At 72.8% G+C, this 26,290-nt stretch carries 19 protein-coding genes and 1 pseudogene; 8 read left to right on the forward strand and 12 right to left on the reverse strand.

Translation table 11 applies throughout. The annotated features are described in order from the left end of the window. Positions 1–35 precede the first annotated feature (35 nt). Positions 36–1,547, reverse strand: a complete 1,512-nt coding sequence (locus tag IE311_RS13515; protein WP_189831883.1) for an ABC transporter permease — start codon at positions 1,545–1,547, stop codon at positions 36–38. A gap of 123 nt (positions 1,548–1,670) precedes the next feature. Between IE311_RS13515 and IE311_RS13520 the strand changes: the two genes are divergently transcribed. Further along, entirely contained in the window at positions 1,671–2,513 is an 843-nt protein-coding gene (locus IE311_RS13520; protein ID WP_229901902.1) for an MBL fold metallo-hydrolase, read from the forward strand. A gap of 92 nt (positions 2,514–2,605) precedes the next feature. On the opposite strand, the gene IE311_RS13525 is transcribed toward IE311_RS13520, so the two are convergent. Further along, entirely contained in the window at positions 2,606–3,817 is a 1,212-nt protein-coding gene (locus IE311_RS13525) for an ROK family transcriptional regulator (RefSeq protein ID WP_189831884.1), read from the reverse strand. 318 nt (positions 3,818–4,135) lie between these two features. Here IE311_RS13525 and IE311_RS13530 point away from each other — a divergent pair, with 318 nt between their 5' ends. Further along, positions 4,136–5,074, forward strand: a complete 939-nt coding sequence (locus IE311_RS13530) for a ketopantoate reductase family protein (RefSeq protein ID WP_189831885.1) — start codon at positions 4,136–4,138, stop codon at positions 5,072–5,074. Positions 5,075–5,243: 169 nt separating this feature from the next. Next, on the forward strand, positions 5,244–5,840 hold the full coding sequence (locus IE311_RS13535) for a DUF1349 domain-containing protein (RefSeq protein ID WP_189831886.1): 597 nt from the start codon (positions 5,244–5,246) through the stop codon (positions 5,838–5,840). Positions 5,841–5,860: 20 nt separating this feature from the next. Here IE311_RS13535 and xylB read toward each other — a convergent pair whose 3' ends face one another. Next, positions 5,861–7,339: a xylulokinase gene (gene xylB, locus IE311_RS13540; protein ID WP_189831887.1), complete on the reverse strand. Its 1,479-nt coding sequence runs from the start codon at positions 7,337–7,339 to the stop codon at positions 5,861–5,863. Positions 7,340–7,458: 119 nt separating this feature from the next. On the opposite strand from xylB, the gene xylA reads away from it, so the two are divergent. After that, a complete protein-coding gene (gene xylA, locus IE311_RS13545; protein WP_189831888.1) occupies positions 7,459–8,628 on the forward strand; it encodes a xylose isomerase in 1,170 nt (389 codons plus the stop codon). Positions 8,629–8,882: 254 nt separating this feature from the next. Here xylA and IE311_RS13550 read toward each other — a convergent pair whose 3' ends face one another. Genes IE311_RS13550 through IE311_RS13565 form a run of 4 tightly spaced genes read right to left on the reverse strand, consistent with a single transcriptional unit; the run spans position 8,883 to position 13,148 of the window. After that, positions 8,883–9,908, reverse strand: a complete 1,026-nt coding sequence (locus IE311_RS13550; protein ID WP_189831889.1) for a LacI family DNA-binding transcriptional regulator — start codon at positions 9,906–9,908, stop codon at positions 8,883–8,885. Positions 9,909–9,937: 29 nt separating this feature from the next. Continuing rightward, positions 9,938–10,864: a carbohydrate ABC transporter permease gene (locus tag IE311_RS13555; RefSeq protein ID WP_189831890.1), complete on the reverse strand. Its 927-nt coding sequence runs from the start codon at positions 10,862–10,864 to the stop codon at positions 9,938–9,940. After that, positions 10,861–11,844: a carbohydrate ABC transporter permease gene (locus IE311_RS13560; protein WP_189831891.1), complete on the reverse strand. Its 984-nt coding sequence runs from the start codon at positions 11,842–11,844 to the stop codon at positions 10,861–10,863. Before IE311_RS13560 ends, IE311_RS13555 begins: the two co-directional genes overlap by 4 nt. Beyond that, positions 11,841–13,148 carry an ABC transporter substrate-binding protein gene (locus IE311_RS13565; protein ID WP_189831892.1) on the reverse strand — a complete coding sequence of 436 codons (1,308 nt, stop codon included), beginning with the start codon at positions 13,146–13,148 and terminating at the stop codon, positions 11,841–11,843. The genes IE311_RS13560 and IE311_RS13565 overlap by 4 nt, the downstream gene beginning before the upstream one ends. A 217-nt stretch (positions 13,149–13,365) precedes the next feature. Here IE311_RS13565 and IE311_RS13570 point away from each other — a divergent pair, with 217 nt between their 5' ends. Then, positions 13,366–15,414 (forward strand): beta-galactosidase, encoded by a 2,049-nt coding sequence (locus IE311_RS13570; protein ID WP_189831893.1) that lies wholly within the window; start codon positions 13,366–13,368, stop codon positions 15,412–15,414. A gap of 124 nt (positions 15,415–15,538) precedes the next feature. Here IE311_RS13570 and IE311_RS13575 read toward each other — a convergent pair whose 3' ends face one another. Then, entirely contained in the window at positions 15,539–16,345 is an 807-nt protein-coding gene (locus IE311_RS13575; RefSeq protein WP_189831894.1) for an IclR family transcriptional regulator, read from the reverse strand. A gap of 226 nt (positions 16,346–16,571) precedes the next feature. Here IE311_RS13575 and IE311_RS13580 point away from each other — a divergent pair, with 226 nt between their 5' ends. The 3 genes from IE311_RS13580 to IE311_RS13590 all read left to right on the forward strand — a co-directional run bounded on the left by IE311_RS13580 (position 16,572) and on the right by IE311_RS13590 (position 20,085). Beyond that, positions 16,572–17,726: a mandelate racemase/muconate lactonizing enzyme family protein gene (locus tag IE311_RS13580; RefSeq protein WP_189831895.1), complete on the forward strand. Its 1,155-nt coding sequence runs from the start codon at positions 16,572–16,574 to the stop codon at positions 17,724–17,726. A 59-nt stretch (positions 17,727–17,785) separates the two neighbouring features. After that, on the forward strand, positions 17,786–18,796 hold the full coding sequence (locus IE311_RS13585; protein ID WP_189832011.1) for a zinc-dependent alcohol dehydrogenase: 1,011 nt from the start codon (positions 17,786–17,788) through the stop codon (positions 18,794–18,796). A gap of 197 nt (positions 18,797–18,993) precedes the next feature. Next, entirely contained in the window at positions 18,994–20,085 is a 1,092-nt protein-coding gene (locus IE311_RS13590) for a LacI family DNA-binding transcriptional regulator (protein WP_189831896.1), read from the forward strand. Here the strand turns inward: IE311_RS13590 and IE311_RS13595 are convergent. The 4 genes and pseudogenes from IE311_RS13595 to IE311_RS13610 all read right to left on the reverse strand — a co-directional run. Beyond that, positions 20,021–22,279 (reverse strand): annotated as a pseudogene (locus tag IE311_RS13595) (glycosyl hydrolase family 95 catalytic domain-containing protein); the annotation flags it as partial. The gene IE311_RS13590 and the pseudogene IE311_RS13595 overlap by 65 nt on opposite strands. After that, positions 22,276–24,300: a beta-galactosidase gene (locus IE311_RS13600; RefSeq protein WP_189831897.1), complete on the reverse strand. Its 2,025-nt coding sequence runs from the start codon at positions 24,298–24,300 to the stop codon at positions 22,276–22,278. The gene IE311_RS13600 and the pseudogene IE311_RS13595, both read right to left, overlap by 4 nt. Positions 24,301–24,337: 37 nt before the next feature. Next, complete coding sequence (locus tag IE311_RS13605) at positions 24,338–25,258, reverse strand: carbohydrate ABC transporter permease (protein ID WP_189831898.1); 921 nt, start codon at positions 25,256–25,258, stop codon at positions 24,338–24,340. Next, complete coding sequence (locus tag IE311_RS13610) at positions 25,255–26,289, reverse strand: ABC transporter permease (protein WP_189831899.1); 1,035 nt, start codon at positions 26,287–26,289, stop codon at positions 25,255–25,257. Before IE311_RS13610 ends, IE311_RS13605 begins: the two co-directional genes overlap by 4 nt. Position 26,290: the final 1 nt, after the last annotated feature.

Genomic DNA, 26,290 nt, shown 5'->3' on the forward strand with positions numbered 1-26,290 from the left:
TGCGACTCCTGTGGTGCGTGAGTGGGTGGGGGTGGCTACTCGACGCGACGCAGTGCGTCGGCGGGGCGCAGCCGCGAGGCGCGCCAGGCGCCGAAGGCACCCGCGACGAGCCCGCCGCCCAGTGCGAGGAGGACGGCGAGGCCCACCGTGGTGATGCCGACCGGGGCGGTGAGGGCGATGTCGACGGTCCTGCCGGTGGCGGTGCCGCCGGGGCCTCCGCCGAAGACCGTGCCACCGCGTCCGCCGCCTCCACCGCCGAACGCGCCGCCGACCGAGCCGAGTTCGGCGGTCAGTGTCGGGCCGGCGACGGTCACGGCGTACGCGCCGACCAGGCCGATCGCGATACCGAGGGCGCCGCCGACGACTCCGTTGACGAGGGCCTCTCCGACCACCTGCCGGGTGACCCGGCCGCTCGTCCAGCCCAGCGCCTTGAGGGTGCCGAACTCGCGGACCCTGCGGGTGACGGCGGAGGAGGTGAGGAGACCCGCGACGAGCACGGCCGCGAGGAGCACGGCGTACGAGAGCCACCTGCCCACGTTCGAGGCGAGGTCGGCCGCGGTGTCGAGCGAGCCGGAGACCGTTCGGGCGAGGTCGGCCGAGGTGGTGACGGTGGTTCCGGTGACGTTCTTCTGGATGGCCGTCTTGAGCGCGTCGATCCGCGTCGAGTCGGTCGCCTTCACGTAGATCGTGGTGATCTTGGAGGCGGAGGAGGAGAGCGTCTGCGCCTGCTTCAGCGGGAGGTAGACCTGTGCGGCGGACTGGCCACGGTCGGCGGTGGCGATGCCGACGATCTCGAACTCGATCCCCTTCACGGTCAGTTCGTCACCGACGTCGAGTCCCTGCTCCTGGGCGTAGGCGCTGTCGACGACGGCCACCTTCGCGTCGGTCTCGGAGGTCTTGAAGGTGCGGCCCCGGGAGACGGTGGAGGTGGTGAGGGGGCCGAGGTCGGGTGCGGTGACGTCGGTGCCGTAGAGGGTGAAGGAGTCGACGTCGAAGGCCGCGCCGCCGCCCGTGACGGTGTCGCCCGGTCCGGAGCCGCCGCCGGCGCCGCCGTTCTGGCCGTTCTGAGCGCCGCCGTTCTGGCCGTTCTCGCCGCCCGGCTGACCCTGCTGGGTCTGGCCGCGCTGGATCCGGCCCCGCTCGAACTCCCCGTTGATCTTCAGGTTGACGAGGCTGAGGCCGCCCACCGCCCGGTCGACACCGGGCTGTCCGGCGACCGAGGCGACGGTGGAGTCCGCGAGGGTCTGGAAGCCCTGGACCATCAGCCGGTCGCTGCTCTGCTCCTCGCCCTCCTCCTTGCCCTGGAACTCGAACCGGGGTCGCTGCGGCCGGGAGCCGTCCTCGGGCCGTTCCTGCGCCTTGGTCACCGTCAGGTCCGTACCGAGTCCGTAGAGGGACTCGAGGACCTTGCCCTGGGCCCGGCTCATGCCGGTGGAGACGGAGTTGACGACGATGACCAGCGCGATCCCGAGCGCGAGCCCGGAGGCGACGACGAGCGCCGCCTTTCTGCGACGGCGCAGTTCGCGCCGGAGGTAGGTGAAGAACATGGGCGTGAAGCTAGGCGCGGCTCGTGATGACGGGATAAGGCCCGCGTGAGAGCGGGATGAGAGCGGACGATCTTCCGGTCGTCCTCGGGACGGGCGGGGCGTCCCGGTGGCAGAGTCGGCGTCATGTCGGACAGAGCAGATGAAGAGATGACACGGATGGGACCGGTGACGGCCCTGCTCGACGCCACCGGACTGTTCTTCAAGTCGGCGCGGGACGCCTTCCCCGGAGCGGTCGCGGCGGACTGGGCCGCGGCCGCGGCACTCGATCCGGGCGCCGTCGGACCGGAGGGCTCCTGGCGGCTGGACTTCCGCTGTTTCGCCGTCGCCGACCCGAACGGTGCGGGCTGGACGTTGATCGACGCCGGCGTGGGCCCCGCCGACGGTCCCGGGGCACCCTGGTGTCCCGTACCCGGCCGGCTTCCGGAGCTCCTCACGACGGCCGGGATCGACCGGTCGGACGTCCACACCGTGGTCCTGACGCATCTGCACGAGGACCACACCGGCTGGGCCGCCGACGCCGCCGGACGGCCCTACTTCCCGCGAGCCCGGTATGTCGTCCAGCGCGCGGAGACCGCCGCCCTCGACCGGCTGGACCCCGTGTGGGGCTGGGTGGTGGAGCCGCTCCGCGCCGCCGGGCAGCTCCACGAGGTCGACGGCGGGCACCGACTGCGCCCGGGGGTCACGCTGCTGCCCACTCCGGGGCACACGCCCGGCCATCAGTCCGTCCTGGTCGAACGGCCCGACGGCCGGGACGTCCTGGTCACGGGTGACCTCCTCGTCCATGCCGTGCAGCTCGCCGCCCCGGGTGTGGCCTACGCCCACGAACGCGACCCGGTCGCCGCCCGTACCTCGCGGGAGGAACTGCTCGCGCGGGCCGCCGACAGCGGGGCGGTGCTGGCGACGGCACACCTGACCAGGCCGTTCGTCGACCCGTCGCGGTACGGCCCGCCCGCCGTCGGGACGTGAGCACCGGAACGACGACGGCCATGGGCCCGGAACCGCGACGGCCATGAGCCGGGGGCGGCGCGCGGCACGAGCCCGGGACCGGTGAGGCGCGCTCAGTCCCCCGCGGCCGTGGCGTACGCCAGCGGGTCGGCAAGGACGTCGTGGAGGACGAGGGCCGCCGCGCCCCGGGAGGCGTCGGTGGTCGCGGAGGCGGGGCGCAGCCGGCCCTCGTCCGGGGACCAGAGCCCGGAGACGACCCGGTCGGAGAGCTCCTCGGTCAGGGCCGGGACGAGCCACGGCATCAACTGCGGGTAGATCCCGCCGAGGACGACCGCCTCGGGGTCGAGGAGGTTCACGGCGCCCGAGAGGGCGCGCCCGAGCATCCGGCCCGCCTCGGCGAGCGCGTCGAGGGCCCGCCGGTCGCCCGCGGCGGCGCGCTCCGCCAGCTCCGGGACTCCCGTCGCCTCCGCCGAGCGGAGGAGTGCCGCCTGCCCCGCGTACTGTTCGAGGCAGCCGCGTGAGCCGCAGCGGCAGCGGGGGCCTTCCGCGTCGACGACGAGATGGCCGATCTCGCCGGCGAAGCCGTGGGCGCCGCGCAGGAGTTCGCCGTGGACGACGATCGCGCCGCCGACGCCGATCTCCCCCGTCAGGTGCAGAAAGGTGCGGAGGTCGCCGAGCGCGCCGAACCACAGCTCGGCGAGGGCCGCCATGTTGGCCTCGTTGTCGGAGGTCAGTGCGAGGCCCCGGGTGCCGGGGCGCAGGGCCGTGAGCGCCTCGCCGAAGAGACGCTCGGCGTCGACCTCGTACCAGCCGAGGTTGGGGGCCTGCCGGACGGCTCCGTCGGAGACGAGGCCGGGCAGCGCGAGTCCGGCGGCCGCGGGGACGAGCTGTCGCTCGGCGGCCGTGTCCAGGGCCTCGGCGGCGATACGGGCGGCCCGGGCGAGGACCTCGGGGGCGCCGACGGCGCGGTTGTCGAGGCGTTCGGTGCGCCGGACGCGGTCGGTGCCGGTCAGGTCGACGACGCAGACCGTCACGTAGTCGACGTTGATCTCGACGCCGAGCCCGGCGGGTCCGGTGTCGGCGGGTTTCAGGACGGTGCCGGGCCGTCCCGCCTGGCCGCTGAACGTCTTGCCCGATTCGACGAGGAACCCGAGGTCGAGGAGTTGTTCGACAAGGGAGGAGACCGCGGGCCGGGTGAGTCCCACGCGCGCGGCGACGGCCGCCCGGGTGGTCTCTCCCGCGTCGTGGACGGTCCGCAGGACGAGGCTCAGGTTGTGCCGGCGCACTCCCGACTTGTCGGCCTTGGGTTCCGTGGGCTGGTTCATGGTGAGCGAGAGCCTAGTCGTCCCTTTCGCTCACCCGAAACGGCAACGCTCGCTCACAGGGCAACGACTCCCGGTCACCCACGTACAGCCATGTGGTCACCTCTGAACAGCCTCGTTCATCGACAACGGTTCGGTCGCCGAACCGTCTGCGGCGGCGCGGGCCTGGCACGATCCGGAAACGACGGCCTAAGGTCCGGGGATCGCCCCCGCGTCCCCGGACGACGATCCGGTGACGGCGGCCCTCGCCCGGCCGCACCGGCCGCTCCACCCCCTGCTCACCACCGCGCCCACGGGGCGCTTCACGAGAGGTTCGCAACGATGAGGATCCTGGTCGTCGGCGCCGGTGCCACCGGTGGCTACTTCGGTGCCCTGCTCGCCCGCGCGGGACGGGACGTCACCTTCCTGGTCCGCCCGGCCCGGGCGGAGGCGCTGCGTGAACGCGGGCTGCGGATCGTGGGCCGCGACGAGGAATGGGTCCTGACGCCCCGGCTCGTGACGGCCGACGTGCTCGACGGCCCGTACGACCTCGTCCTGCTCTCGGTGAAGTCCACCGGTCTCGACGGGGCGATCGAGGACATCGCCCCGGCCGTCGGACCGGACACGGTCGTCGTGCCGCTCCTCAACGGCCTCGCCCACTTGGACGCCCTCAACGGCCGCTTCGGCAGCGCGTCCGTCCTCGGCGGCGTGGCCAAGGTGGTCACCACCCTGGACGACTCGGGTGACATCCGGCGGCTCGCCCCCCTGGCCCATCTGACGCTCGGCGAGCAGGACGGCACGGACACCGCGCGAGCGGCGGGGATCCGGGCCGTGCTGGAAGAGGCGGGCGTCGTCTCGCCGGTGCCGGCGCACGCGGTCACGGCGATGTGGCACAAGTGGGTGTTCATCACGACCCTCGGCGCCGTGACGAGCCTGATGCGCGGCACGGTCGGCGATGTGTACGACGCGCCGGGCGGTCCCGGGCTCGGCCCGGCGGTGCTCGACGAGGCGGCCGCGGTGGCCGCGGCGGCCGGGCATCCGGTACCGGCGGCGGAGCGGGCGGCGACCCTCGCCGTGGTGTCCGTGCCGGGTTCGCCGATGGTGCCGTCCCTCTACCGCGACCTGGCGGCGGGCCGCCCGACCGAGGTCGAGCACCTCTTCGGCGACCTGACCGAACGGGCCCGCTCCCTGGGTGTGGCGACTCCGCTCCTCGACCTGGCGACCCTGCATCTGCGGGTGCACCAGCGGCGCGTCACGGCGGGGACGACGTCCGGGTCGTGACCGACCCCGACCCCGACCGAACCCGACCCCGACCGGCTCCGACCCGACGGTAGGCGCCTGCGCCCGGCGTCGAGCCCTCGCCCGGGCTCCGGCTTGGACTTTCGCAGCGGTTCATGGATCCTCGCCCGAGACCGTGGCGGGGACCCGCCCGGCTCGCGATCATGACGCCATGAACGTCCACACCTCGCTCCCGCTCGGCCTCGACTGGACCACCGCCCCGGCGGCATGGTCCCTCTCCGACGGCGTCCTGACCGTCTCCGCCGCCCCACGGACGGACCTCTTCACGGACCCGCTCGGCGGGGCGGCGCGACGCGACGCCGCCGTCGCCCTGACCACTCCGCCGGAAGGCGACTGGCAGTTCTCGGCCCGGCTCCGCGTCGGCTTCCGGTCCGCCTGGGACGCGGGGGCTCTCGTCGTCCGGTCCGACGACGACCACTGGGCGAAGCTCAACTTCGAGCAGGCCCCCGACGGGACTCCCTGCGTCTTCTCGGTCGTGACCCGCGGCCGGTCCGACGACGCGGTCGGGAGCCCCGTCACGGGCGAGGCCCTGTGGCTGCGCATCTGCCGGATCGGCGAGGGGTTCGCCTTCCACGTCTCGGACGACGGGGGCTTCTGGCGCCTGGTACGGCAGTTCGCCCTCACCGGCCCCCGTCCCCTGCGGATCGGCGTCGAGGTGCAGTCGCCCGTGGGCGAGGGGTGCCGTGTGGACTTCGACGACATCCGCCTCACCCCCACGAGCCTGCCCCATCTCATCGACGGTCGATGACGCGTCCGGGCGGCCCGGCCTCAGCTCAGCAGCGCGGGCGTCGCGGCGGCCAGGACCCCCTCGATCCTGTCCCAGGTCGCCCCGTCGCGCTCGACCGGGGGCAGGACCTGGCCCGACCCCGTACCCCAGGCCGTCGCCAGGGCCACCGGATCCGCACCCGTCACCGCCCCGGCGGCGAGGGCCGCCGCGCCGAGGGCGACGAGTTCGTCGGCGGCGGGGACGACCAGAGGCCGTCCGGAGAGCCTGCGGACCGTCCCGGTCCAGGCGCGGCCGCGCGCGCCGCCGCCGATCAGACGCAGCGGCCGGTCCCGTACGGCGGGGTCGGCCGGGTCGAGGCCGCAGGCGGCGAGGAGCTGGTCGAGGGCGCGCAGCACGGTGAACGCCGCTCCCTCGTACGCGGCCCCCAGGACCACCCGGGGGTCCGTGCCGTGCCGGAGGCCGGTGACGAGCCCTGAGGCGTGCGGGAGGTCGGGGGTCCGTTCGCCGTCGAGGTACGGCAGGACGACGACGTCCCCGCCCGGCGCCGCGTCCTCCCGGTCCAGGCCCAGGAGCGTGGCGAACCGGTCGACGGCCAGGGTGCAGTTGAGGGTGCAGCCGAGCGGGAGGTACGTGCCGTCGGTGGCGGCGAAGCCGGCGAGTCCGGGATCGGCCGGCCGGGCGCGGGTCGCGGCGAAGACGGTTCCGGAGGTGCCGAGGCTGACGACCGGGTGGTCGAGGAGCCCCGCGCCGCCGAGGCCGAGGCCGACGGCGGCGGCCATGTTGTCGCCGGTCCCGGCGGCGACGACGACCGTACGGGGCAGCCCGAGGGCCTCGGCGGCGGCCGGGGTCAGGGTGCCGACGGGGGTGGCGCCCCCGGGCGCGACGGCGGGCAGCAGGGCGGGGTCGAGGCCGATGAGGTCCAGGACGTCGGGGTCGTAGGCGCCGTCACCGGTCCCGTACCAGCAGGTCCCCGAGGCGTCGCCGGGGTCGGTCACGGCGACCCCGGCGAGCAGCTCGGTGAGGTGGTCGTGCGGGAGGCGGACGCCGGCGACGGCCGCCGCCTGTTCGGGTTCCCGCTCGCGCAGCCACTGCCACTTGGCGGCGGTCATGGAGGCGACGGGGACCGAACCGGTGCGCTTCAGCCAGGCCGCGGGGCCGCCGAGGCGGGCGGCGAGGCCGGCGGCCTGGGGCGCGGAGCGGGTGTCGTTCCAGAGCAGGGCGGGGCGCAGGGGGTGCCCGTCGGCTCCGAGGGTGACGAGCCCGTGCTGCTGTCCGGCGACGGCGATGCCGGTGACGGAGCCGGCCGGGACGCCCGCCTCCCGTACGGCCGCGCGGACGGCCGTGGCGAGGGCGGTCCACCACTCCCCGGGGTCGCTCTCGCGTGCGCCGGCGGTCCCGGTCACGGTGTGCGGGGCGCGGCCGAGGGCGAGGAGTTCGCCGGTGTCGGCGTCGACGGCCACGGCCTTGGTGGACTGCGTGGAGCTGTCCACACCGATCACGACGGAGCGGCTCGTGGGCACGCCCTCACCTCATTCCTGTCGTTCGTCCCGGGGGTGATTCCTGGCCCGGGGGGTGGCGCGCGGTGCGTCCGTCCCGTATTAGTTATCTCAGAAAACAAATCCCAAGAGAAGGACACACCATGCCGGATCTCTACTCCCCCGCTCCCGAGGACCGGTTCACCTTCGGACTCTGGACCGTCGGCTGGCAGGGCCGCGACCCCTTCGGCGAGGCCACCCGCCCGGCCCTCGACCCCGTCGAGGCGGTCGAACGCCTCGCCGCCCTCGGCGCGTACGGCGTCACCTTCCACGACGACGACCTCATCCCCTTCGGCACCCCGGACGCCGAGCGCGACACGATCGTGAAGCGTTTCCGGTCCGCCCTGGACCGCACGGGCCTGAAGGTCCCCATGGCGACGACGAACCTCTTCTCCCACCCCGTCTTCAAGGACGGCGCCTTCACCGCCAACGACCGGGACGTCCGCCGCTTCGCGCTGCGCAAGACCCTCCGCAACATCGACCTGGCCGTCGAGCTCGGCGCCACCGTCTATGTCGCGTGGGGCGGCCGGGAGGGCGCCGAGTCCGGGGCCGCGAAGGACGTCCGGGTCGCGCTCGACCGGATGAAGGAGGCCTTCGACCTGCTCGGCCAGTACGTCACCGAGCAGGGCTACGACCTGCGGTTCGCGATCGAGCCCAAGCCGAACGAGCCGCGCGGCGACATCCTGCTTCCCACCATCGGGCACGCCCTGGCCTTCATCGAGCGCCTGGAGCGCCCCGAACTGGTCGGTGTGAATCCCGAGACGGGCCACGAGCAGATGGCCGGCCTCAACTTCCCGCACGGCATCGCTCAGGCCCTGTGGGCGGGCAAGCTCTTCCACATCGACCTCAACGGCCAGTCCGGCATCAAGTACGACCAGGACTTCCGCTTCGGGGCGGGCGACCTGCGCCAGGCCTTCTGGCTGGTGGACCTGCTGGAGACGGCCGGATACGAGGGCCCTCGCCACTTCGACTTCAAGCCGGTGCGGACGGACGGCTTCGACGGGGTGTGGGAGTCGGCGAAGAACTGCATGCGGAACTACCTGATCCTCAAGGAGCGCGCGGCGGCCTTCCGCGCCGACCCGGACGTCCGGGCTGCCCTGGCCGCCTCCCGGCTCCCCGAACTCGCCGTTCCCACCGCGGCCGACGGCCTCGCCGCGCTGCTCGCCGACCCGACGGCGTACGACACCTTCGACGCGGACGCGGCGGCGGCCCGTTCCATGGCCTTCGAGCACCTCGACCAGCTGGCCCTGGAGCACCTGCTCGGCGTGCGCTGAGCACGAGGCGCCGGGCGATCAGGGCCCGGCGAGCGTCGAGCGGCGGACGACCAGTTCCGGCTGGAGCACCACGTGCTCGTGCGGTAGGGCGGCGCCGCGACCAGGGTCAAGGATCGTGCGGTGTGAACCGATTCATCGACCGACGTACCGGCCGGTGATCGACGAAGGAGCGGCCGGGCCCCGAAGGGTCCGGCCGCTCCCGGTCGCTCGCGCACTCCCGTAGTCCCGCGCTCCCGTAGTCCCGCGCTCCCGCACTAAGCGGACTCGCGGCGGACCAGCTCCGTCGGCAGGATGACCGCCGCCGGGTCCTCGCCCGCTATCCGGGCGAGCAGCGTCCGCACCATCTCGGTGCTGATCCGGTCCCAGGGCTGGCGGATGGTGGTGAGCGGGGGCCGGGAGGAGAGGGCCGCCGGGGAGTCGTCGAAACCTCCCACCGCGATGTCCTCCGGCACCCTGCGGCCCGCGCGGGCGAGGGTGTCGAGGACGCCCTGCGCCATGAGGTCGGAGGCGACGAAGACGGCGTCGATGTCCGGGGCGCGCTCCAGGAGGACGTGGGCCGCGTCCTCGCCGCTGGTCCTGCTGTAGTCGCCGGTGGCGATCAGCGACTCGTCGGCGGGGAGCCCGTACTCGGCGAGGGTCTCGCGGTATCCGGCGAGGCGTTCCACCCCGCCGGGGGTGTCGAGCGGTCCGGTGACGGTGGCGATCCGGCGGCGCCCGGAGGCGTACAGATGGCGGACCATGTCGCGGGCCCCGTCGCGGTCGTCGGCCGCGACGTAGCCGATCTTGGCGGTCTGGCCGAGAGGCTTGCCGCAGGCGACGACGGGGACGCCGGCCTCGTGCAGCCGGGCCACGACGGGGTCGCCGGAGTGGCTGGAGACGAGAAGGACGCCGTCGACGTGACCGGCCTCGATGTAGCGGAGGTTGCGGCGGCGCTCGTCCTCGGTGCCCGCGATCATCAGGAGCAGCGGGATGTCCCGGGCCGCGAGGGCCTGGGTGCAGGCGCGGAGCAGGACGTTGAAATTGGGGTCCTCGAAGAAGCGCTCCTGCGGTTCGGTCAGGAGGAAGGCGACCGAGTCGGACTTGCCGGTGATCAGCGAGCGGGCGTGCCGGTTGACGACGTAGCCCGTTCTTCGGATCGCGGCGTCGACGGCCGCCTTCGCCGTCGGGCTGACGTAGTGACCGCCGTTGAGGACTCGGGAGACGGTGCCGCGCGAGACGCCGGCCTCGCGGGCCACGTCGTGGATGGTCGCCGGGCGGCGCCTGCTCGCTGCTGTGCTCATGCTGTGTGTTTCCCCTCGATCCCCTGTGCTCAGGACTTTACGGCGCCGGAGAGCAGGTCGAGGCTCCAGAAGCGCTGGATGAGAAGGAAGAGGGCGATGAGCGGGAGGACGGCGAGGAGCGCACCGGTGATCACCAGGGTGTAGAGGGCGGGTTGTCCCGCGCCCTGCTTGAGGAGGGTGAACAGGCCGACGGTCATGGGGAACTTCTCGTCGTCGCCGAGCATGATGAACGGCAGCAGGAAGTTGTTCCAGATGGCGACGAACTGGAAGAGGAAGATCGTCACCAGGCCCGGGGACATCATCGGGGCGGCGATCCGCAGGAAGATCCGCCACTCTCCCGCGCCGTCCATGCGGCCGGCCTCGACGAGCTCCATGGGGACGGCGGCCTCGGCGTACACACGGCCGAGGTAGACGCCGTACGGGGAGAGGATCAGCGGCAGCAGCACGGAGGCGTAGGTGTCCGTCATGTCGGCCTGGGCCATCAGCAGGTACTGCGGGATGGCCAGGACGACCGGGGGCATCAGGACGCCGGCGAGCATCACGTTGAAGAAGGCCTCGCGGCCGCGGAACCGGTAGACGGCGAGGCCGTAACCGGCGAGCGCCGAGACCGCGGTGGACAGGACGGCGCCGAGGCCCGCGTAGAACAGCGAGTTGCCCATCCAGCGCCAGTAGATGCCGTCGCGGTAGGCGCCGAGGTCGCCGAGGTTGTCGGAGAAGCCGTCGCCGGGCAGGAAGGTGAAGGTGGAGAAGAGGTCGGCGCCGGACTTGGTGGCGGCGACGAGGACCCATGCGACGGGCAGCAGGCAGTAGACCGCGCCGAGGACGAGGGCCGCGGTGGGCAGCAGTGCGGCGCGGCGCGGCCGGGGAGGGCCCTGGGGCGTGCCGGGGGTGGCGCCGGCGGCGGGCCCGGGGACGTTCGCGGCCCTGCTGAGCGGCGGGGAGGCGAGCCCGGTCATCGGGTTGCTCCTTGCGTGGTGCGGCGGGTGGAGAGCCTGAGGAGGGCGAAGGAGAGGACGAAGGTGGCGAGGGCGAGCACCACGGCGGTGGCCGAGGCCGCGTGGATGTTCCCGCCGGTGAAGGCGTCGTTGTAGACCTTCATCAGGGGGCTCCAGGTGGTGGGGATGCCGTTGGTGAGCGGCCGGAGCGTGGTGGGCTCGTTGAAGACCTGGAGGGTCGCGATGATCGAGAAGAAGAAGGTGAGCACCAGGGAGGGCGCCACCATCGGGATCTTGACGCGGAGCGCGATCTGGAACTCCGAGCAGCCGTCGAGCTTGGCCGCCTCGTACACCTCGGCGGGCAGGGAGCGCAGCGCGGTGTAGATGACGATCATGTTGAAGCCGGTGCCGCCCCAGACGGCGATGTTCGCCATGGCGAGGTAGAGCGGAGTGCCGTCCATGAGGTCGGGCTGCGGGAGTCCGAGGGCGTCGAGGACGTAGAAGAAGGGACTGACGTCGGGGAGGTAGAGGAAGCCCCACAGAAGGGCCGCGATCACTCCGGGAACGGCGTACGGGAGGAAGATCGCGAGCCGGGAGAAGGAGCGGGCCCGGACGCGCTCGGTGTCGAGGAGGAGCGCGAAGAAGAGCGCGAGGCCCAGCATGACGGGGACGACGACGGCGCCGTAGCCGAGGACGCGCAGTGCGCCGGCGCCGAGTTCGGAGTCGGTGAGGGCGGAGGTGTAGTTCTCCAGGCCGGCCCAGACCTCGCTGCGGGCTCCCTTGCCGAGGCCGAGACCCTTGATCTCGATCTTGTGGAAGCTGAGCCGGATCGCGTAACCGATGGGCAGGGCGAAGAAGAGGGCGAAGAGGACGGCGGCGGGGAGGATGAAGAAGTAGGGGGCGCTTCGCGCTCGTTTGAGGGTGGTGGTGGGCGACGGGAGGGCGTACGGGGCCGCCTTGACCCCGTACGACCGGCGCACGCCCCGAGGGGGCTGCGTCACTTGGCGACCTCGAAGCCCTGCTTCTCCAGGTCCGCGACGGTGGCGGACCGGACGGTGGTGAGAGCGGTGCCGAAGCCGGACCTGGCCTTGGCGGCCTTGCCGAACTCGTCCTTGAAGGCGGTGTAGGCGACGTTCACGTTGGGGCCCCAGGCGGCCGGCGCGGTGGTCTTCGCTATCTCGGCGGCGCGGGTGTAGAAGTCGGGCTGGTTCGGGAAGAAGGCGGGGGCCTCGGCGAGGGCGCCGCTGGTCTGGGCAGCGGTGGCCGCCGGGTAGATGCCGCTCTCCTTCACGAGCGCGGCGAGGGCGACCGGGTCGGTGTTGAGCCAGGTGGCGAACTGCGCGGCGGCCTTCCTGTGCTTCGAGTCGGTGGTGACGGCGGTGGAGGAGCCGCCCCAGCTGCCGGTGGAGGAGGCGCCCTTGGTCCACTGCGGGAGGGGGGCCATGGCCCACTTGCCCCGGGTGTCGGGGGCGGCGGTGGTGAGGACGCCGGGGGCCCAGACGGCGCTGACCCAGGCGAGTTGCTCGCCGCTGTTGAGGGCCTTGTTCCAGGCGGGGGTGTACATCGGCTGGTTGTCGATCGCGCCCTCGCCGACCAGGCCGCCCCAGAAGTCGGTGACCTTCCTGGTGGCGGCGTCGTCGATGCCGACCTTCCAGGTGTCGCCCTCGAAGGTCCACCACCGGGCGCCGGCCTGCTGGGAGAGTCCGGCGAAGAGGCCGGAGTCGTTGGCGGAGAAGGTGGTCAGGGACTTGTCCGGGGCCTTCTTCCTCAGGTCGCGGGCGGTGGTGGCGAACTCCTCCCAGGTGGTGGGGACGGAGAGGCCGTACTGCTTGAAGAGGTCCTGGCGGTAGAAGAACATCAGCGGCCCGGAGTCCTGCGGCAGGGCGTAGACGGCCTCGCCTCCGAAGGTGGTCTGCTGCCAGATGCCGGGGGCGAACCTGTCCTTGACGCCCGCGACGTCGGGGGCGATGTCGGCGAGGGCGTCGTTGGAGACCAGGGTCGGCAGGGCCTGGTACTCGGCCTGGACGAGGTCGGGGGCCTTGTGCGCCTTGGTGGCGGTGATGATCTTGGTGACGAGGTCGTCGCCGGAGGCCTGCTTCTGCACCGTCACCTTGATGTCGGGGTGTTCGGCGTTCCAGAGGGCGACGACCTTGTCCATTCCGGGCGCCCAGGCCCAGTAGGTCAGCGAGACGGGGCCGGACGCCGCCTTGTCGTCGGAGTCGGAGGATCCACAGGCGGTGAGCGCGGTGGCACCGAGAAGGACGGCGGTGGCGGCGGCGAGGCGGCGGCGCATCGTGTGGGGCATGGGGTAGTTCTCCCTGACCGAAGGGGCCTCCTCCTCGAGCGGAGAGGCCGACCATGCATCTGTGAGCGTTCACAGTAGAGAAACGTTCCGGACACTTGTCAATGGTTGTTCCTGTGCGGTTATGTTGCGTTGCCACATCGAGATCGGGTGTGTGCACGTTCCCAACCGAACAGAGCTTTCTTGGTTCGGCGTTCGCTCGATGTTTCAGGAGACACTCATGTCGCAGACCACTCCCAAGGGCCTGCACCGGCTCGCGTTCGGCGGGGACTACAACCCCGAACAGTGGCCGGAACGCGTCTGGCAGGAGGACGTTCGGCTCATGCGCGAGGCCGGCGTCACCATGGTGAGCGTCGGGATCTTCTCCTGGGCCCTCCTCGAACCGGAGCCGGGCCGGTACGACTTCGACTGGCTCGACCGGCTCCTCGACCTGCTCCACGAGCACGGCGTCCGGGTCGACCTGGGCACGCCGACCGTGGCACCGCCCGCCTGGTTCTACCGCGCCCACCCCGAGGCCCTGCCCGTCACCGCCGAGGGCGTGCGCCACTCCTACGGCTCACGCGGGGCGATCTGTCACAGTTCCGCCGCCTATCGAGCGGCGGCCACGGGCATCACCACCGCACTGGCCCGCCGCTACGGCAGCCACCCGGCGCTCGCGCTCTGGCACGTCCACAACGAGTACGGCGTCCCCGTCAGCGCCTGCTACTGCGACAGCTGCGCCGCCCACTTCCGCCGCTGGCTGCACGAGGCCCACGGCTCGGTCGAGGCGGTGAACGAGGCCTGGGGCACCGCCTTCTGGGGACAGCACTACTCCTCGTACGAGGAGATCGACCCGCCCCGGGTCACCCCGACCGTCGGCAACCCGGCCCAGCAGCTCGACTACCGTCGCTTCGCCGACGCCACGATCCGCGAGAACTTCCGGGCGGAACGGGACATCCTGCACGAGCTCGCACCCGGCATCCCCGTCACCACCAACTTCATGACCGCGCTCAGCCAGTGCGACTCCATCGACTACTGGGCCTGGGGCCGCGAGGTCGACCTCGTCACCAACGACCACTATCTGATGACCGACGGCCGCCGCACCCATGTCAACCTGGCCATGGCCGCCGACCTCACCCGCTCCGTCGCCGGCGGCGCCCCCTGGCTGCTCCTGGAGCACTCCACGTCCGGAGTGAACTGGCAGGCCCGCAACCCGGCCAAGCGCCCCGACGAGATGGCCCGCAACTCCCTCGCCCATGTCGCCCGCGGCTCCGAGGGCGCCATGTTCTTCCAGTGGCGCCAGTCCCGGCGCGGCGCCGAGAAGTTCCACTCCGCGATGGTCCCGCACGGCGGCACCGACACCCGGATCTGGCGCGAGGTCGTCGCCCTCGGCGCCGACCTGGAGGCCCTGGAGGAGGTGCGCGGCACCCGGACCGTCCCGGACGTCGCCGTGCTCTGGGACTGGCACTCCTGGTGGGCGCAGAACCTGGAGTGGCGGCCGAACGCGGCCCACGACGCCCGCGAGCGCGCCGACAGCTTCTACGAGACCCTCTACGACCGGCACCTCACCGTCGACTTCGCCCACCCCGAGTCCGACCTCACGGCCTACCCGCTGGTCGTCGTCCCCGCCCTGTACCTCATGACCGAGGCCGCCGGGCAGAACCTCCGGGAGTACGTCGAGAACGGCGGCACGCTCGTCGTCTCGTACTTCTCCGGGATCGTCGACGAGCACGACGCCGTGCATCCCGGCGCCTACCCCGGCGCCCTGCGGGACGTCCTCGGTCTCACCGTCGAGGAGTGGTCGCCGCTCCTGGACGACCAGCGGGTGCGGATCGACGGGCCCGGCGGCGCCTCGCTCACCGGCGACGTGTGGACGGAGTTCGTCCGGCCGCGCGGCGCGGAGACGGTGTGGACGTACGCGGACGGGCCGGCCGCCGGAGGGCCCGCCGTCACCCGGCACCGGCTCGGGCGTGGCACCGCCTGGTACGTCTCCACCCGACTCGACGCGGCCTCGCTCGACGCGATCGTCGCCGCCGCGGGCGAGGACGCCGGGATCGCGTCACGCACCGGGCTGGCGCGTGACGTGGAGGTCGTGCGGCGGGCCGGGGACGGCGGCCGGCGCTACCTCTTCGCGCTCAACCACTCCGCCGAGGACGCCGAGGTGCCGCTCGACGGCTCCGGTACGGAGCTCCTCGCCGGCGCCGCGGGCGGTACGGCGGGCGGTACGGCGGTCGACGGGAAGCTCACCGTCCCGGCCGGTGCCGTCAGGGTCGTACGCCTGGACGCCTGACCTGCCCGCGGATACCCACCCCTCCCCCCACGGCGTCCGCCCCTTCCTCTCTCGTCCCCGTACCGGAAGACGGGTCGGCCCCGGAGGCTCTCGCGGGGCCGACCCCTTCGGTGCGGGCCGGGGTTCAGGTCGTGACCCGGTGCCCGAGGCGTTCCGACAGTTCGTTCGCGCCCTTCACCGCGAGGGCGGTGAGCTCGTTCTCGCGGTCCTCGCTCCAGCGGTGCACCGGGACCGAGACGGAGAGCGCCGCGACGACCCGGCCGGAGCGGTCCCGTACCGGGGCGGCGACGCAGCTGACGTCGGGGTTGGACTCCTGCTGCTCGCCGGCGACACCGAGGATCCGGATCTCCGCGAGCGCGGCGCGCAGCGCGTCCGGGTCGGTGATGCTGCGGGGCGTCATGGCGACGAGCCCGCGCCCGCCGGCGCTCCCTTCGACGCGGCCGTCGAGGCGCCCGTCGAGCCGCTCCTCCAGCTCGTCCGGGGGGAGCGTGGCGAGCAGCATCTTGCCGACGGCCGTGCAGTGGGCGGGCAGTCGGCGTCCGGCCGCCGACACCATCCGTACCGCGTGACTGGAGTCGACCTTGGCGATGTAGATGACGTCCATGTCCTCCAGGACGGCCACATGGACGGTCTCGCCGCAGGTGTCGGCCACCTGGCGGGCGACCTCGTGCCCCTCGGCGGCGAGGTCGAGCTGCTCCGCGTACCGGCTGCCGAGTTGGTAGGTGCGGACGCCGAGCCGGTAGCGGCCGGGCTGTTCCGGCACCGCCACGAGGTAGTTGCGGGCGGTCAGGGTGGTGACCAGCTCATGGGTGGTCGTGCGCGGCAGCTGGAGCCTGCGGGTGATCTCGGGAGCGGAGAGGGTCCCGTCGCCTTCGAGGAAGAGTTCCAGTACGTCGAATGCCCTGGTCACCGCCGGAACAAGTCGCCCCATGGGTCCCCCACCTCACTTCTGACCGTTCGGTATGCCGTACGGCGACCGAAATCGCGAACAGAGACTAGCGGCGCACCTCGGGCGGGGCAACGGTTCGCGCGAGGGGGCGGCCCGGGTGGTCGCGCTCCCCGCGTCACCATTGACACCCCGGCAAGCCACTGCCTACGGTCACGCCTACATTTCGAACGTGTGACGAAATTTCGAACGAGATCGAGGGGCAACCGCCTTGCGGATCACGGGAATCACCACTCATGTCGTCGGTACGCCCTGGCGCAATCTCACCTATGTGCTCGTCCATACCGACGAGGGTCTGACCGGGGTCGGTGAGACGAGGATGCTCGGGCACACCGACGCGCTCGTCGGCTATCTCCGCGAGGCGGAGGCCAACCACATCGCGGGTTCGGACCCGTTCGCGATCGAGGATCTCGTCCGCCGGATGAAGTACGGCGACTTCGGGCGGGCCGGAGAGATCGTCATGTCCGGCATCGCCGTCGTCGAGACGGCCTGCTGGGACATCAAGGGCAAGGCCCTCGGCGTGCCCGTCTGGCAGCTCCTCGGCGGCAAGGTGACCGACCGGGTCAAGGCGTACGCCAACGGCTGGTACACCACCGAACGCACCCCCGAGGCCTACCACCGGGCCGCCCGCGCCGTCATCGACCGCGGCTACCGCGCCCTCAAGATCGACCCGTTCGGCACCGGCCACTACGAACTGGACGCCGGGCAGACACGGGACGCCGTCGCCCTGATCGAGGCCGTCCGCGACGCCGTCGGGCCGGACACCGAACTGATGCTGGAGATGCACGGCCGCTTCTCCCCCTCCACAGCGATCAGGCTGGCCCGGGACCTCGCCCCCTTCCGCCCGGCCTGGCTGGAGGAACCCGTCCCGCCCGAGAACCTCAAAGCACTGGAGAAGGTCGCCGCGAAGGTCGACCTCCCCCTCGCCACCGGGGAACGCATCCACGACCGGACCGAGTTCCGTGAACTCTTCGAGAGCCAGGCCGTCGACATCGTCCAGCCGGACGTCGGCCACATCGGCGGCATCTGGGAGACCCGGAAACTCGCCGCGACCGCCGAGACCCACTACATGATGATCGCCCCCCACAACGTGGGCGGCTCCGTCCTGACCGCGGCCTCCCTCCAGCTCGCCGCCTGCACACCCAACTTCAAGATTCTGGAGCACTTCAACGACTTCGCCGACGCGGAGATCAAGAAGGTCGTGAAGGGCGCCCCCGAGGTCGACCCGGAGACCGGCTGCTTCGCCGTCTCCCACGCACCCGGCCTCGGCGTCGAGCTCGACGTGGACGCGGCGGCCGAATTCCCGCAACAGCGCGCCCGGTTCGACCTGTGGGCCGAAGGCTGGGAGAAGAGGCAGCCGAAGTGAGCACCGAACCCACCGGAGGGGACACCGGCTCCGCCCGGGCGGACACCGCACCCGCGCCCCTGAGCCGTGCGGTCCTCGTGGAACGGCCGGGCGCCCACCGGCTCGTCGAGCGCGAGGTCCCCTCACCCGGCCCGGGTGAGGTCCGGGTGCGGGTCGCCGCCGCCGGCATCTGCATGAGCGACCGCGAGCTGTACGAGGGCCGTCGCGCCCCCGGCTATGTGCGCTACCCGGTGGTTCCCGGGCACGAGTGGTCGGGAACCGTGGACGCCGTCGGGACCGGGACCGACCCCGCGCTGCTCGGACGGGCGTGCGTCGCCGAGGGGTTCCGGGCCTGCGGTCGGTGCGAGCGCTGCCGGTACGGGGAGACCAGCCTGTGCACGGCGGGGTACGCGGAGACCGGCTTCACCGAACCGGGCGCGTTCGCCGACCATCTCCTCGTGCCCGCCCGGCTGGTGCACCCGCTGCCGGACGGCGTCGACCTCCGGGCCGCGGCCCTGCTCGAACCGGCCGCCGTCGTCGCCGCCGCGGTACGGGCGGGGCGGCCCCGCCCGGGTGAGCGGATCGCCGTGGTCGGCGCCGGGACGCTCGGCCTGCTCGCCGTCCAGTGGCTCAAGGCCTCCTCCCCCGCCGAACTGGCCGTCGTGGACCCGCGCGCCGACCGGGCGGCGCAGGCCCTGGCCTTCGGCGCGAACCGGGCTCTCGCCCCGGCGGGCGCGGACGGCGAGACCGGGGCCTTCGACCTCGTCGTGGAGACCGCCGGGGCGCCCACCACGGCCGCCTCCTCCTGTCTGCTCGCCCGGCGCGGCGGGCGGGTCGTGCTCACCGGCATGTTCTCGGCGGGAGCCACCGGAATCGACCCGGTCCATCTGTCCGTCAGCCAGCTGGAGATCCACAGCGTCTTCGGTGCCTCCTCGGCCGCCTGGGCCGACGCCGTGCGGGCCTTCTCCCTCGGCCTGCTCGACCCGGGGCCGCTCGTCACCCACGAGTTCCCGCTGGACCGGTTCGACGAGGCGCTCGCGCTCGTCGGCGGCGGTGATCCGAGGACGGGCAAGGTGCTGCTGCGCCCCTGACATCCCGCACCGGATCGAAGCGCTTCGATCTTCTTGAGTCACCTCTCTGGACACGTCAACACGCCCGCGTTACGGTCTCGCTGAGCTGTCGAAGCGCTGTTCGGCAGTCACCGTCGAAGCGATTCGAATCGACTCGGAGCCGTACGAGGGGACGGATCGCAGCGCATCGTCACCGACACGGGCCGCGGGGAGAACGGATGGTCACGCTTGCCGAGGTCGCCCGGCACGCCGGAGTGTCGGCGAGCACGGTGAGCTATGTCCTCAGCGGCAAGCGGCCCATCTCCGACCCCACCCGCCGCAGGGTGCGGGCCAGCATCGAGCAGCTCGGCTACCAGCCGCACGCGGGCGCCCGGGCCCTCGCCAGCAGCCGTTCGAGGATCATCGCGCTGATGGTCCCGCTGCGCACCGACATGTACGTGCCGGTGATGCTGGAGATCGCGGTCGCCGTCGCCACCGCCGCCCGTGCCCACGGCTACGACGTCCTGCTGCTGACCGGGGAGGAAGGTCCGTCGGCGCTGCGGCGGGTCACCGGCAGCGGGCTCGCCGAGGCGGTGATCCTGATGGACGTCCAGCTCGACGACGAACGGCTGCCCGTACTGCGCGCGGCCGGTCCGCCGGCCGTCCTGGTCGGGCTGCCCGCCGACCCCGCCGGGCTGAGCTGCGTCGATCTCGACTTCACCGCGGCCGGCGCGCTCTGCGTGGAGCATCTGGCCGGCCTCGGGCACCGGGAGATCGCGGTGATCGGCGAGGCCCCCGGTGTCTACGCACGGCACACGGGCTTCGCCGAACGCACCCTGCGCGGACTGCGCGACCGGGCGGCCGGGTCGGGGGTCCGGCTGCTGCACCGGCCCTGCGAGGGGGGTCATGACGCCGTGGCGGGCGTGCTCGCCCGGATCTTCGACGAGCGGCCCGGGGTCGGCGCCTTCGTCGTCCAGAACGAGACGGCGATCGAGCCGCTGCTCGCCCTGCTCCGACGGACCGGCCGGGCCGTACCGGAGGACGTCTCGGTGGTCGCCGTCTGCGCCGATCAGATCGCCGCCCAGGCGTCGGTGCCGCTCACCTCGGTGGCGATCCCCGCGCAGGAACTCGGCCGCAGGGCCGTGGACCGGCTCGTCGAGGGCCTCACCCGGCCGGACGCGGAGGACACGTCCGGGGTCGAACTCCTCACGCCCGCCCTGACCGTACGGGACAGCTCCGGCCCTCCTCCCCCGCCGGCCCGGCCCGGGAACCCACGGTCAGCCGCTCCCCCGCACGGAGCACGAGCCGGGTCGCACCCGCCGGGCTCCTGAGGTCGACCTCCGCGTCCCGGTCGGGACGGAGGACGGCGCGGTACGCCCCCGGCGCCCAGGTCAGGTCGACGCGGGCGCCGAACCGGGTCCGTACGCCGGTGAGCCGGCCGCGCGGGCACCGGGCGGGCGGTGCGGGCAGCAGGACGAGCCGCGAGGGCGTGGACTGCACGAGGGCCTCGACGAGGAGCGCGGGCAGGGCGTGGGCGGCGTCGGCGTTGTAGACGTCGCGGGCGGGATAGTGCGCGCTCATGAGGGAGTCGTGGAAGTAGTCGCCGGTGAGGACACGGTCGAGCGCCTCCCCCGTCCGGGCCGCGTCGCCCAATCGCGCGGCGACCAGGCCGTGGTGGAGGTGTCCGTGGGCCGAGTCGTTCTCGGGGCCCCGCAGCGCGAGGGCGCGCCGGGCGGCGTCGGCGAGGCCGGGGGTGTCGTACGGATTGATCTCGTCGAGCGGCCAGACGGGGTAGAGATGGCTCAGGTGCCGGTGGTCGTAGCGGTCGCCGAGCCCCGGCCAGGCCCACTCGGCGAGCGCGCCCTCGTCGTTGACGCGGTAGGCCGGGAGGCGCCCGGCGAGGGCCCGGAGGCGGGTGGCGTCCCGCGCCGGGGCGCGCTCGGCGGCCGCGTGCAGGGCGTGCCGGGCGGCGGCGATGTCCATCGTGGCGTTCACCGCACCCCAGCTCCCGCCGCGCGGGCGGTTCTCCGGGGAGTAGGAGGGGACGACGGCGAGTCTGCCGTCGGGGCCGGTGCGGGTGAGGAAGTCCTCGTAGAAGGCGGCGAGTTCGGCGAGGGCGCGCGAGGTCCTCGGGTCGTCGCGGCCGTTCGTCTCGTCGAGGTCGAGGAGCGGCTTGAGGAGCCAGTCGGCGCCCGCCGTCCACAGATGGAGGGGGTACTCGAGGCTGAAGTGGTACGTGTGCCCCGAGACGCCGTCCGTGTGGGAGGGGGCGACGATTCCCCGGGTGCCGAAGATCGCCCGGGCGTTGTCCCGCCAGTCGGCCAACTGGCCGTGGACGAAGCTCGCGTGGGCTTCCGTGACCTCCGGCAGGTCGGCGGCCACGGCGGAGGCGGTCTGGAGATTGAGGTTGGCGTTGGTGGTGAAGGCCCCGGACCACGCCGTGTCCCAGTCCCCGGTCCAGAGTCCGGTGAGCCGGGGCGGATGCGTACCGGAGGAGGAGAGCAGGTGGTAGCGGCCCGCCGCGAAGAGGCGTTCCAGGAGGGCGGGGCTGTCGGGGCGACGGAGGAGGACGGAGCCGGGCAGGGCGCGCTCGGTCTCGTCGGCGCCGAGGTCGAGGCGGACGCGACCGTAGGCGGCTGCGTGTCGAGTGGTGTGGCGGTCGAGCAGGCGGGTGTGGACGGCGGAGAGGTCACGTCCGCCGGCCGGGGCTCCCGCCGCGGACCTCGCTCCGGAGCCCACGCGGACTCCCGCGTCGGGCCCCGCTCCCCCGGTCAGCGCCCTGAGGTCCTCCGTCTCCCGGGCCGTGTCGAAGTCCCCCGCGTGGCGGCGCACCCGGGTCAGGAGCAGCAGTGCCCCCGCCCCCTCGACGCGCACGCCGGAGGCCGTGACCGTGGTGCGTCCGGTGTCGGTGAGCAGAAGGGTGAGTCCGGTGTACCCGAGCGGGCTGTCCGGGTAGCGGGCCCGCAGGGTGAGGACGGTCTCCCGGCGTGCGGTGGCGACGCCCCGGCCGGTTTCGAGCGCGGCGGGGACGCCGGGCAGCCGGTGGTCGAGGTCGACCTCGACGACGGGTCCCGGCGCGGTGACGTACTGGACGAGGACGTCGTCGGCGCGGGAGACGAAGACCTCGCTGCGGCGCTCCCCGCACTCCCCTGCCACCACCCCGGTGGTGAAGTCCACGGACCGGTGCACGGCGGTGCCGGGGGTGCCGGGTGGCCGCCGGACCCGGGTCTGGAAGCCGGGGTGGAAGGGCCGGACCCAGCGCAGGGGCCGTCCGTCGGTGAACCGTTCCGCGGCCGTCGTGTCCCCGGCGAGCAGGGCGTCCTGGAGGGCGGGGAGCAGGGGGGCGAGCCGGGGCGGGGCGGTGTCGGCGGGTGGGTTGTTCGGTCGTACGAGGGTGTGGTGGGTGACGATCACCCGGTCGTTCTCGGGGTCACCGAGGACGAGGGCGCCGTGGCTGCCGTTCCCGGCGAGGAAGGCGTCCTCCCAGCGGTCGGCGGGCGAGGGCTCCCAGGTTCCGTGCCTCACGGAAGCTCCCCCGCCGTGTCGATCGGCTCCGGTTCGCAGGGCGCGAGGACGACCACTCCGTACCGTTCCAGCGTGAGCGAGCCCTCCGCCTCGGTCCCGGTGAGCAGGTCGCGGTGGCGGCCGGGCAGCGGCACCGTGACCGGGTCGGGGCCGTGGTGGAGGAGGAAGAGCAGGTCGCCGCGCCGGACCGCCTCGACGCCCTCGGGCAGTCCTTCGACGACGGGGCGGGCCCCGGCCTCGCGGGCCACGGTGGCGAGCAGTCCGCTCAGTCCGGCCGGTTCCGGGAGAGTGGAGACGTACCAGGCCCGGCCGTTGCGGAGCACGGCGGGCAGGCCGTCGAGCTCGCCGCCCCGGTAGGCGGCGACGGTCTCGGCGCCGGGTGCGGCGGTGAGTTCCTCGGACCAGAGGGATCCGCGGAAGGTGCCGCAGTCGACGTGTTCGTCCTCGTCGAGCGGCCACCACTCCTGGACGAGGTCGATGCCGAGGAGCTCCCGGAGGCGGGCGTCCATGCCGCCGGGACGGACCCGGTCGTCCCGGTCGGCGATGCCGGTCAGGAAGCCGCAGACCAGGGTGCCGCCGCCGTGCACGTGGGCGAGGAGGTTGTCGATCGCGGTGTCGTCGAGGAGGTAGAGGTGCGGGACGACGACGAGACGGTGGGCGCCGAGGTCGTGGTGGGGGTGGGCGAAGGAGACGGGCAGGTGGGCGTTCCAGAGGGCGCGGTGCCAGGCGCGGACGATGCCGGCGTGGTCGACCCGGCGGGAGAGCGCCCCTTCCTGGTCCCCGGCCCACCAGGAGTCCCAGTCGTGCAGGACGGCGATGTCGGTGGTGACGCGGCTGCCGGCGACGTGGGGGCCGAGCCGGGCGAGCTCCTCGCCGATGCGGACGGTCTCCCGGAAGACCCGGCCGCGTTCTCCCGCGTGGCCGATCATTCCGGAGTGGAACTTCTCCGCTCCCTGCCGGGACTGGCGCCACTGGAAGTAGCAGACGGCGTCGGCGCCGTGGGCGACGGCCTGGAGCGCCCAGAGACGGTTGAGCCCGTACGGCTTGGGGTGGTTGACGCCGCGCCAGTTGACGGCTCCGGCGGCCTGCTCCATGACCATCCACGGCCGGCCGCCCGCCTGGGAACGGGTCAGGTCGCCGATCATCGCGTTGTACGGGCCGGCGCCGGGGTCGCGCGGGTCGGGGTAGACGTCGACGGAGACGAGGTCCTCCTCGGCCGCCCAGGCCCAGCCGTCCTGTCCCGACCAGAACGGCATGAAGTTGGTGGTCACGGGGAGGTGCGGGGTGTGCCTGCGGACGATGTCGCGTTCGGCCCGGTAGCACTCCAGGAGCTGGTCGGAGGAGTAGCGCCGGAAGTCCAGCACATGGGCCGGGTTCTTCAGGTAGTGGGCGCGGCGGGGCGGCAGGACCTCGGCCCAGTCGCCGTAGCGCTGGCCCCAGAAGTCGTTCCCCCAGGCGGTGTTGAGCGCGTCGAGGGTGCCGTACCGGTCGCGGAGCCAGCGGCGGAAGGTACGGGCGGCCTCGTCGCCCCAGTCGTAGGTGCAGTACTCGTTGTTGATGTGCCACATCGTGAGGGCCGGGTGGCCCGCGTAGCGTGCGGCGAGGTCCTCGGTGATCGCGGCGGCGCGGCGGCGGTAGATCTCGCTGGAGTGGGAGAAGTGCTGGCGGGAGCCCCACCACTCGGTCCGGCCGTCCTCGTCCCGGGGGAGCGTCTCGGGGTGGAGCCGTCCCAGCCAGGGCGGCGGCGAGGAGGTGGGGGTGGCGAGGACGACGCCGACGCCGTGGGCGTGGGTGAGGTCCATGAGGCGGTCCAGCCAGTCGAACTCGCGCGCCCCCGGGGTGGGTTCGAGGCGGGACCAGGAGAAGACCCCGAGGGTGACGGAGGTGACTCCGGCCCGGCGCATGAGCCGGAGGTCCTCGGCCCAGGTCTCCTCGGGCCACTGCTCGGGGTTCCAGTCTCCGCCGTAGAGGATGCGGGGCGGGTGGCCGGGCGGCCGGGTCACGTCGTCGAGGCTCGGCATCGGACTCTCCGTAGGGGGTGGGGACTTCGGGGTGGGCTCAGCCCTTGACGGCGCCGGTGAGCATGCCCTTCCTGAAGTGCTTCTGGACGAAGGGCGAGAGGACGGCGACGGGGAGCAGGGCGAGGACCATGACGGCCATCTGGACGGCGAGCCCGGAGAGGTTCCCCGCCTTGACCGCCTGGCCGAGGCCGACGGGGATCTCCTGTTTCTGGGCGAGCTGGATGAGGACGTTCTGCAGCGGCATCATGTTCTGGTCGCTGAGGTAGATGGAGGCGTTGAACCACGCGCTCCAGTACCCGACCGCGTAGAACAGGGTGATGACGGCGATGACCGCCCGCGAGAGCGGCATCACGATCTGCCAGAGGATCCGCAGCTCCCCCGCGCCGTCGATGCGCGCGCTGTCGACGAGTTCGGGTGAGACGCCCATGAAGAAGCCGCGCAGGACGAGGATGTTGAAGACGCTGACGGCGCTGGGGAGGATCAGTGCGAGATAGGTGTCGGTGAGGCCGAGGGTCTGTACGAGGAGGTATGTGGGGATCAGGCCGGCGCCGAAGAACATCGTGGCCATCAGGGTGAGCAGGATGAAGCGGTGACCGAGCGAACCGGGCCGGGAGAGGCCGTAGGCGCAGAGGACCGACACGGCCATGGAGAAGAGCGTGCCGGTCACGGTGACGAGGACGCTGACGACGGCCGCGCGGGTGACCTGTCCGCCGCTCAGGAGCTCCTGGTAGGCGAGGAAGGTGATGTCCCTCGGGACGACGACGAGGCCGCCGGTCTCCGTGATCGTCCTCTTGGACGACAGGCTGGTGACCACCACGATCCACAGCGGGAAGAGGACCGCGAGGCAGGCGAGGATGAGGATCAGGCCCTTGGCGGCGAGGCCGGCCCTGCTGGGCGGCTCCTCCCAGACGGGCCGGGCGGGCGCCGCCCATCGCGAAGAGGTGGGTCGTCGGGTCACTTCCGGTACACCCCCTGCTCGCCCATGAGGTGGGCGGTCTTGTTCGCGGAGAGGACCAGTACGAGGCCGACGACTCCCTTGACCAGTCCGGCGGCGGCCGCGTAGCTGAAGTCCTGACTGCGCAGTCCGGTCCACCACACGAAGGTGTCGAGGACCTCGGCGGCTCCCGGGCCGACGGCGTCGCGCTGGAGCAGCAGCTGTTCGAAGCCGACGGTGAGGGCGTCGCCGACGCGGAGGACGAGCAGCAGCGCGATCACCGGCCGCAGCGCGGGCAGGGTGACGTGCCACATCCGGCTCCACCGGTTGGCGCCGTCCATGGCGGCGGCCTCGTACAGGTCCTGGTTGACGGCGGCGAGCGCGGCGAGGAAGACGATGACGCCCCAGCCGGCGTCCTTCCAGACGCCCTCGGCGGTGACGAGGAACTTGAAGATCGCCGGGTCGGTCATGAGGTCGAAGCCCTCGTGGCCGTGCTGTCGGAGGGTCTGGGCGATGATGCCGGCGCCGCCGAGGATCTGCTGGAAGACCGTGATGACCAGGACCCAGGAGAAGAAGTGGGGCAGGTACAGCACGGCTTGGACGAGCGCCCTGACCCGGGGCCTGAGCACGCTGTTGACGAGCAGGGCGAGGGCGATCGGCACCGGGAAGAAGAGGACCAGCTGGAGGAGGAAGAGGACGAGGGTGTTCTCGACCGCGTGCCAGAACCCCGGGTCGGCGAGGACCCGTTCGAACTGGGCGAGACCGACCCAGGGGCTCTCCAGCATGGCGGTGACGCCGTTGGTCGAGACGTACGGGTCGTAGTCCTGGAAGGCGACCACGTTCCCGAGGATCGGGACGTAGTTGAAGACCAGGACGAGGACGAGCGCGGGGACGGTCATGAGGAGGAGGGTCCGGTCGCGGCGGAGCCGCCGGCCGAGCGGGACGTGCCCGGCCGGACGGCTGCCGTGCCGGCCCCCGCGGCGACCGCGGCGCGGGACTCGGCCGGCGGTCGCCCGTCCGGCCGGGTCCGACCTCCTGGTGTCGAGCGTGCTCACC

Source organism: Streptomyces zaomyceticus (assembly GCF_014656215.1).
GTDB classification, from domain to species: Bacteria; Actinomycetota; Actinomycetes; order Streptomycetales; family Streptomycetaceae; genus Streptomyces; species Streptomyces zaomyceticus.

What these genes read in the sequence shown, in the direction of transcription:
- IE311_RS13535 (WP_189831886.1), top strand. Translation starts at nt 5,244, where the DNA reads ATGAACGTCCACACCTCGCTCCCGCTCGGCCTCGACTGGACCACCGCC.
- IE311_RS13565 (WP_189831892.1), bottom strand. Translation starts at nt 13,148, where the DNA reads ATGCCCCACACGATGCGCCGCCGCCTCGCCGCCGCCACCGCCGTCCTT.
- IE311_RS13520 (WP_229901902.1), top strand. Translation starts at nt 1,671, where the DNA reads ATGTCGGACAGAGCAGATGAAGAGATGACACGGATGGGACCGGTGACG.
- IE311_RS13600 (WP_189831897.1), bottom strand. Translation starts at nt 24,300, where the DNA reads ATGCCGAGCCTCGACGACGTGACCCGGCCGCCCGGCCACCCGCCCCGC.
- IE311_RS13530 (WP_189831885.1), top strand. Translation starts at nt 4,136, where the DNA reads ATGAGGATCCTGGTCGTCGGCGCCGGTGCCACCGGTGGCTACTTCGGT.
- IE311_RS13515 (WP_189831883.1), bottom strand. Translation starts at nt 1,547, where the DNA reads ATGTTCTTCACCTACCTCCGGCGCGAACTGCGCCGTCGCAGAAAGGCG.
- IE311_RS13550 (WP_189831889.1), bottom strand. Translation starts at nt 9,908, where the DNA reads ATGAGCACAGCAGCGAGCAGGCGCCGCCCGGCGACCATCCACGACGTG.
- IE311_RS13590 (WP_189831896.1), top strand. Translation starts at nt 18,994, where the DNA reads ATGGTCACGCTTGCCGAGGTCGCCCGGCACGCCGGAGTGTCGGCGAGC.
- IE311_RS13525 (WP_189831884.1), bottom strand. Translation starts at nt 3,817, where the DNA reads ATGAACCAGCCCACGGAACCCAAGGCCGACAAGTCGGGAGTGCGCCGG.
- IE311_RS13570 (WP_189831893.1), top strand. Translation starts at nt 13,366, where the DNA reads ATGTCGCAGACCACTCCCAAGGGCCTGCACCGGCTCGCGTTCGGCGGG.
- IE311_RS13555 (WP_189831890.1), bottom strand. Translation starts at nt 10,864, where the DNA reads ATGACCGGGCTCGCCTCCCCGCCGCTCAGCAGGGCCGCGAACGTCCCC.
- xylA (WP_189831888.1), top strand. Translation starts at nt 7,459, where the DNA reads ATGCCGGATCTCTACTCCCCCGCTCCCGAGGACCGGTTCACCTTCGGA.
- IE311_RS13575 (WP_189831894.1), bottom strand. Translation starts at nt 16,345, where the DNA reads ATGGGGCGACTTGTTCCGGCGGTGACCAGGGCATTCGACGTACTGGAA.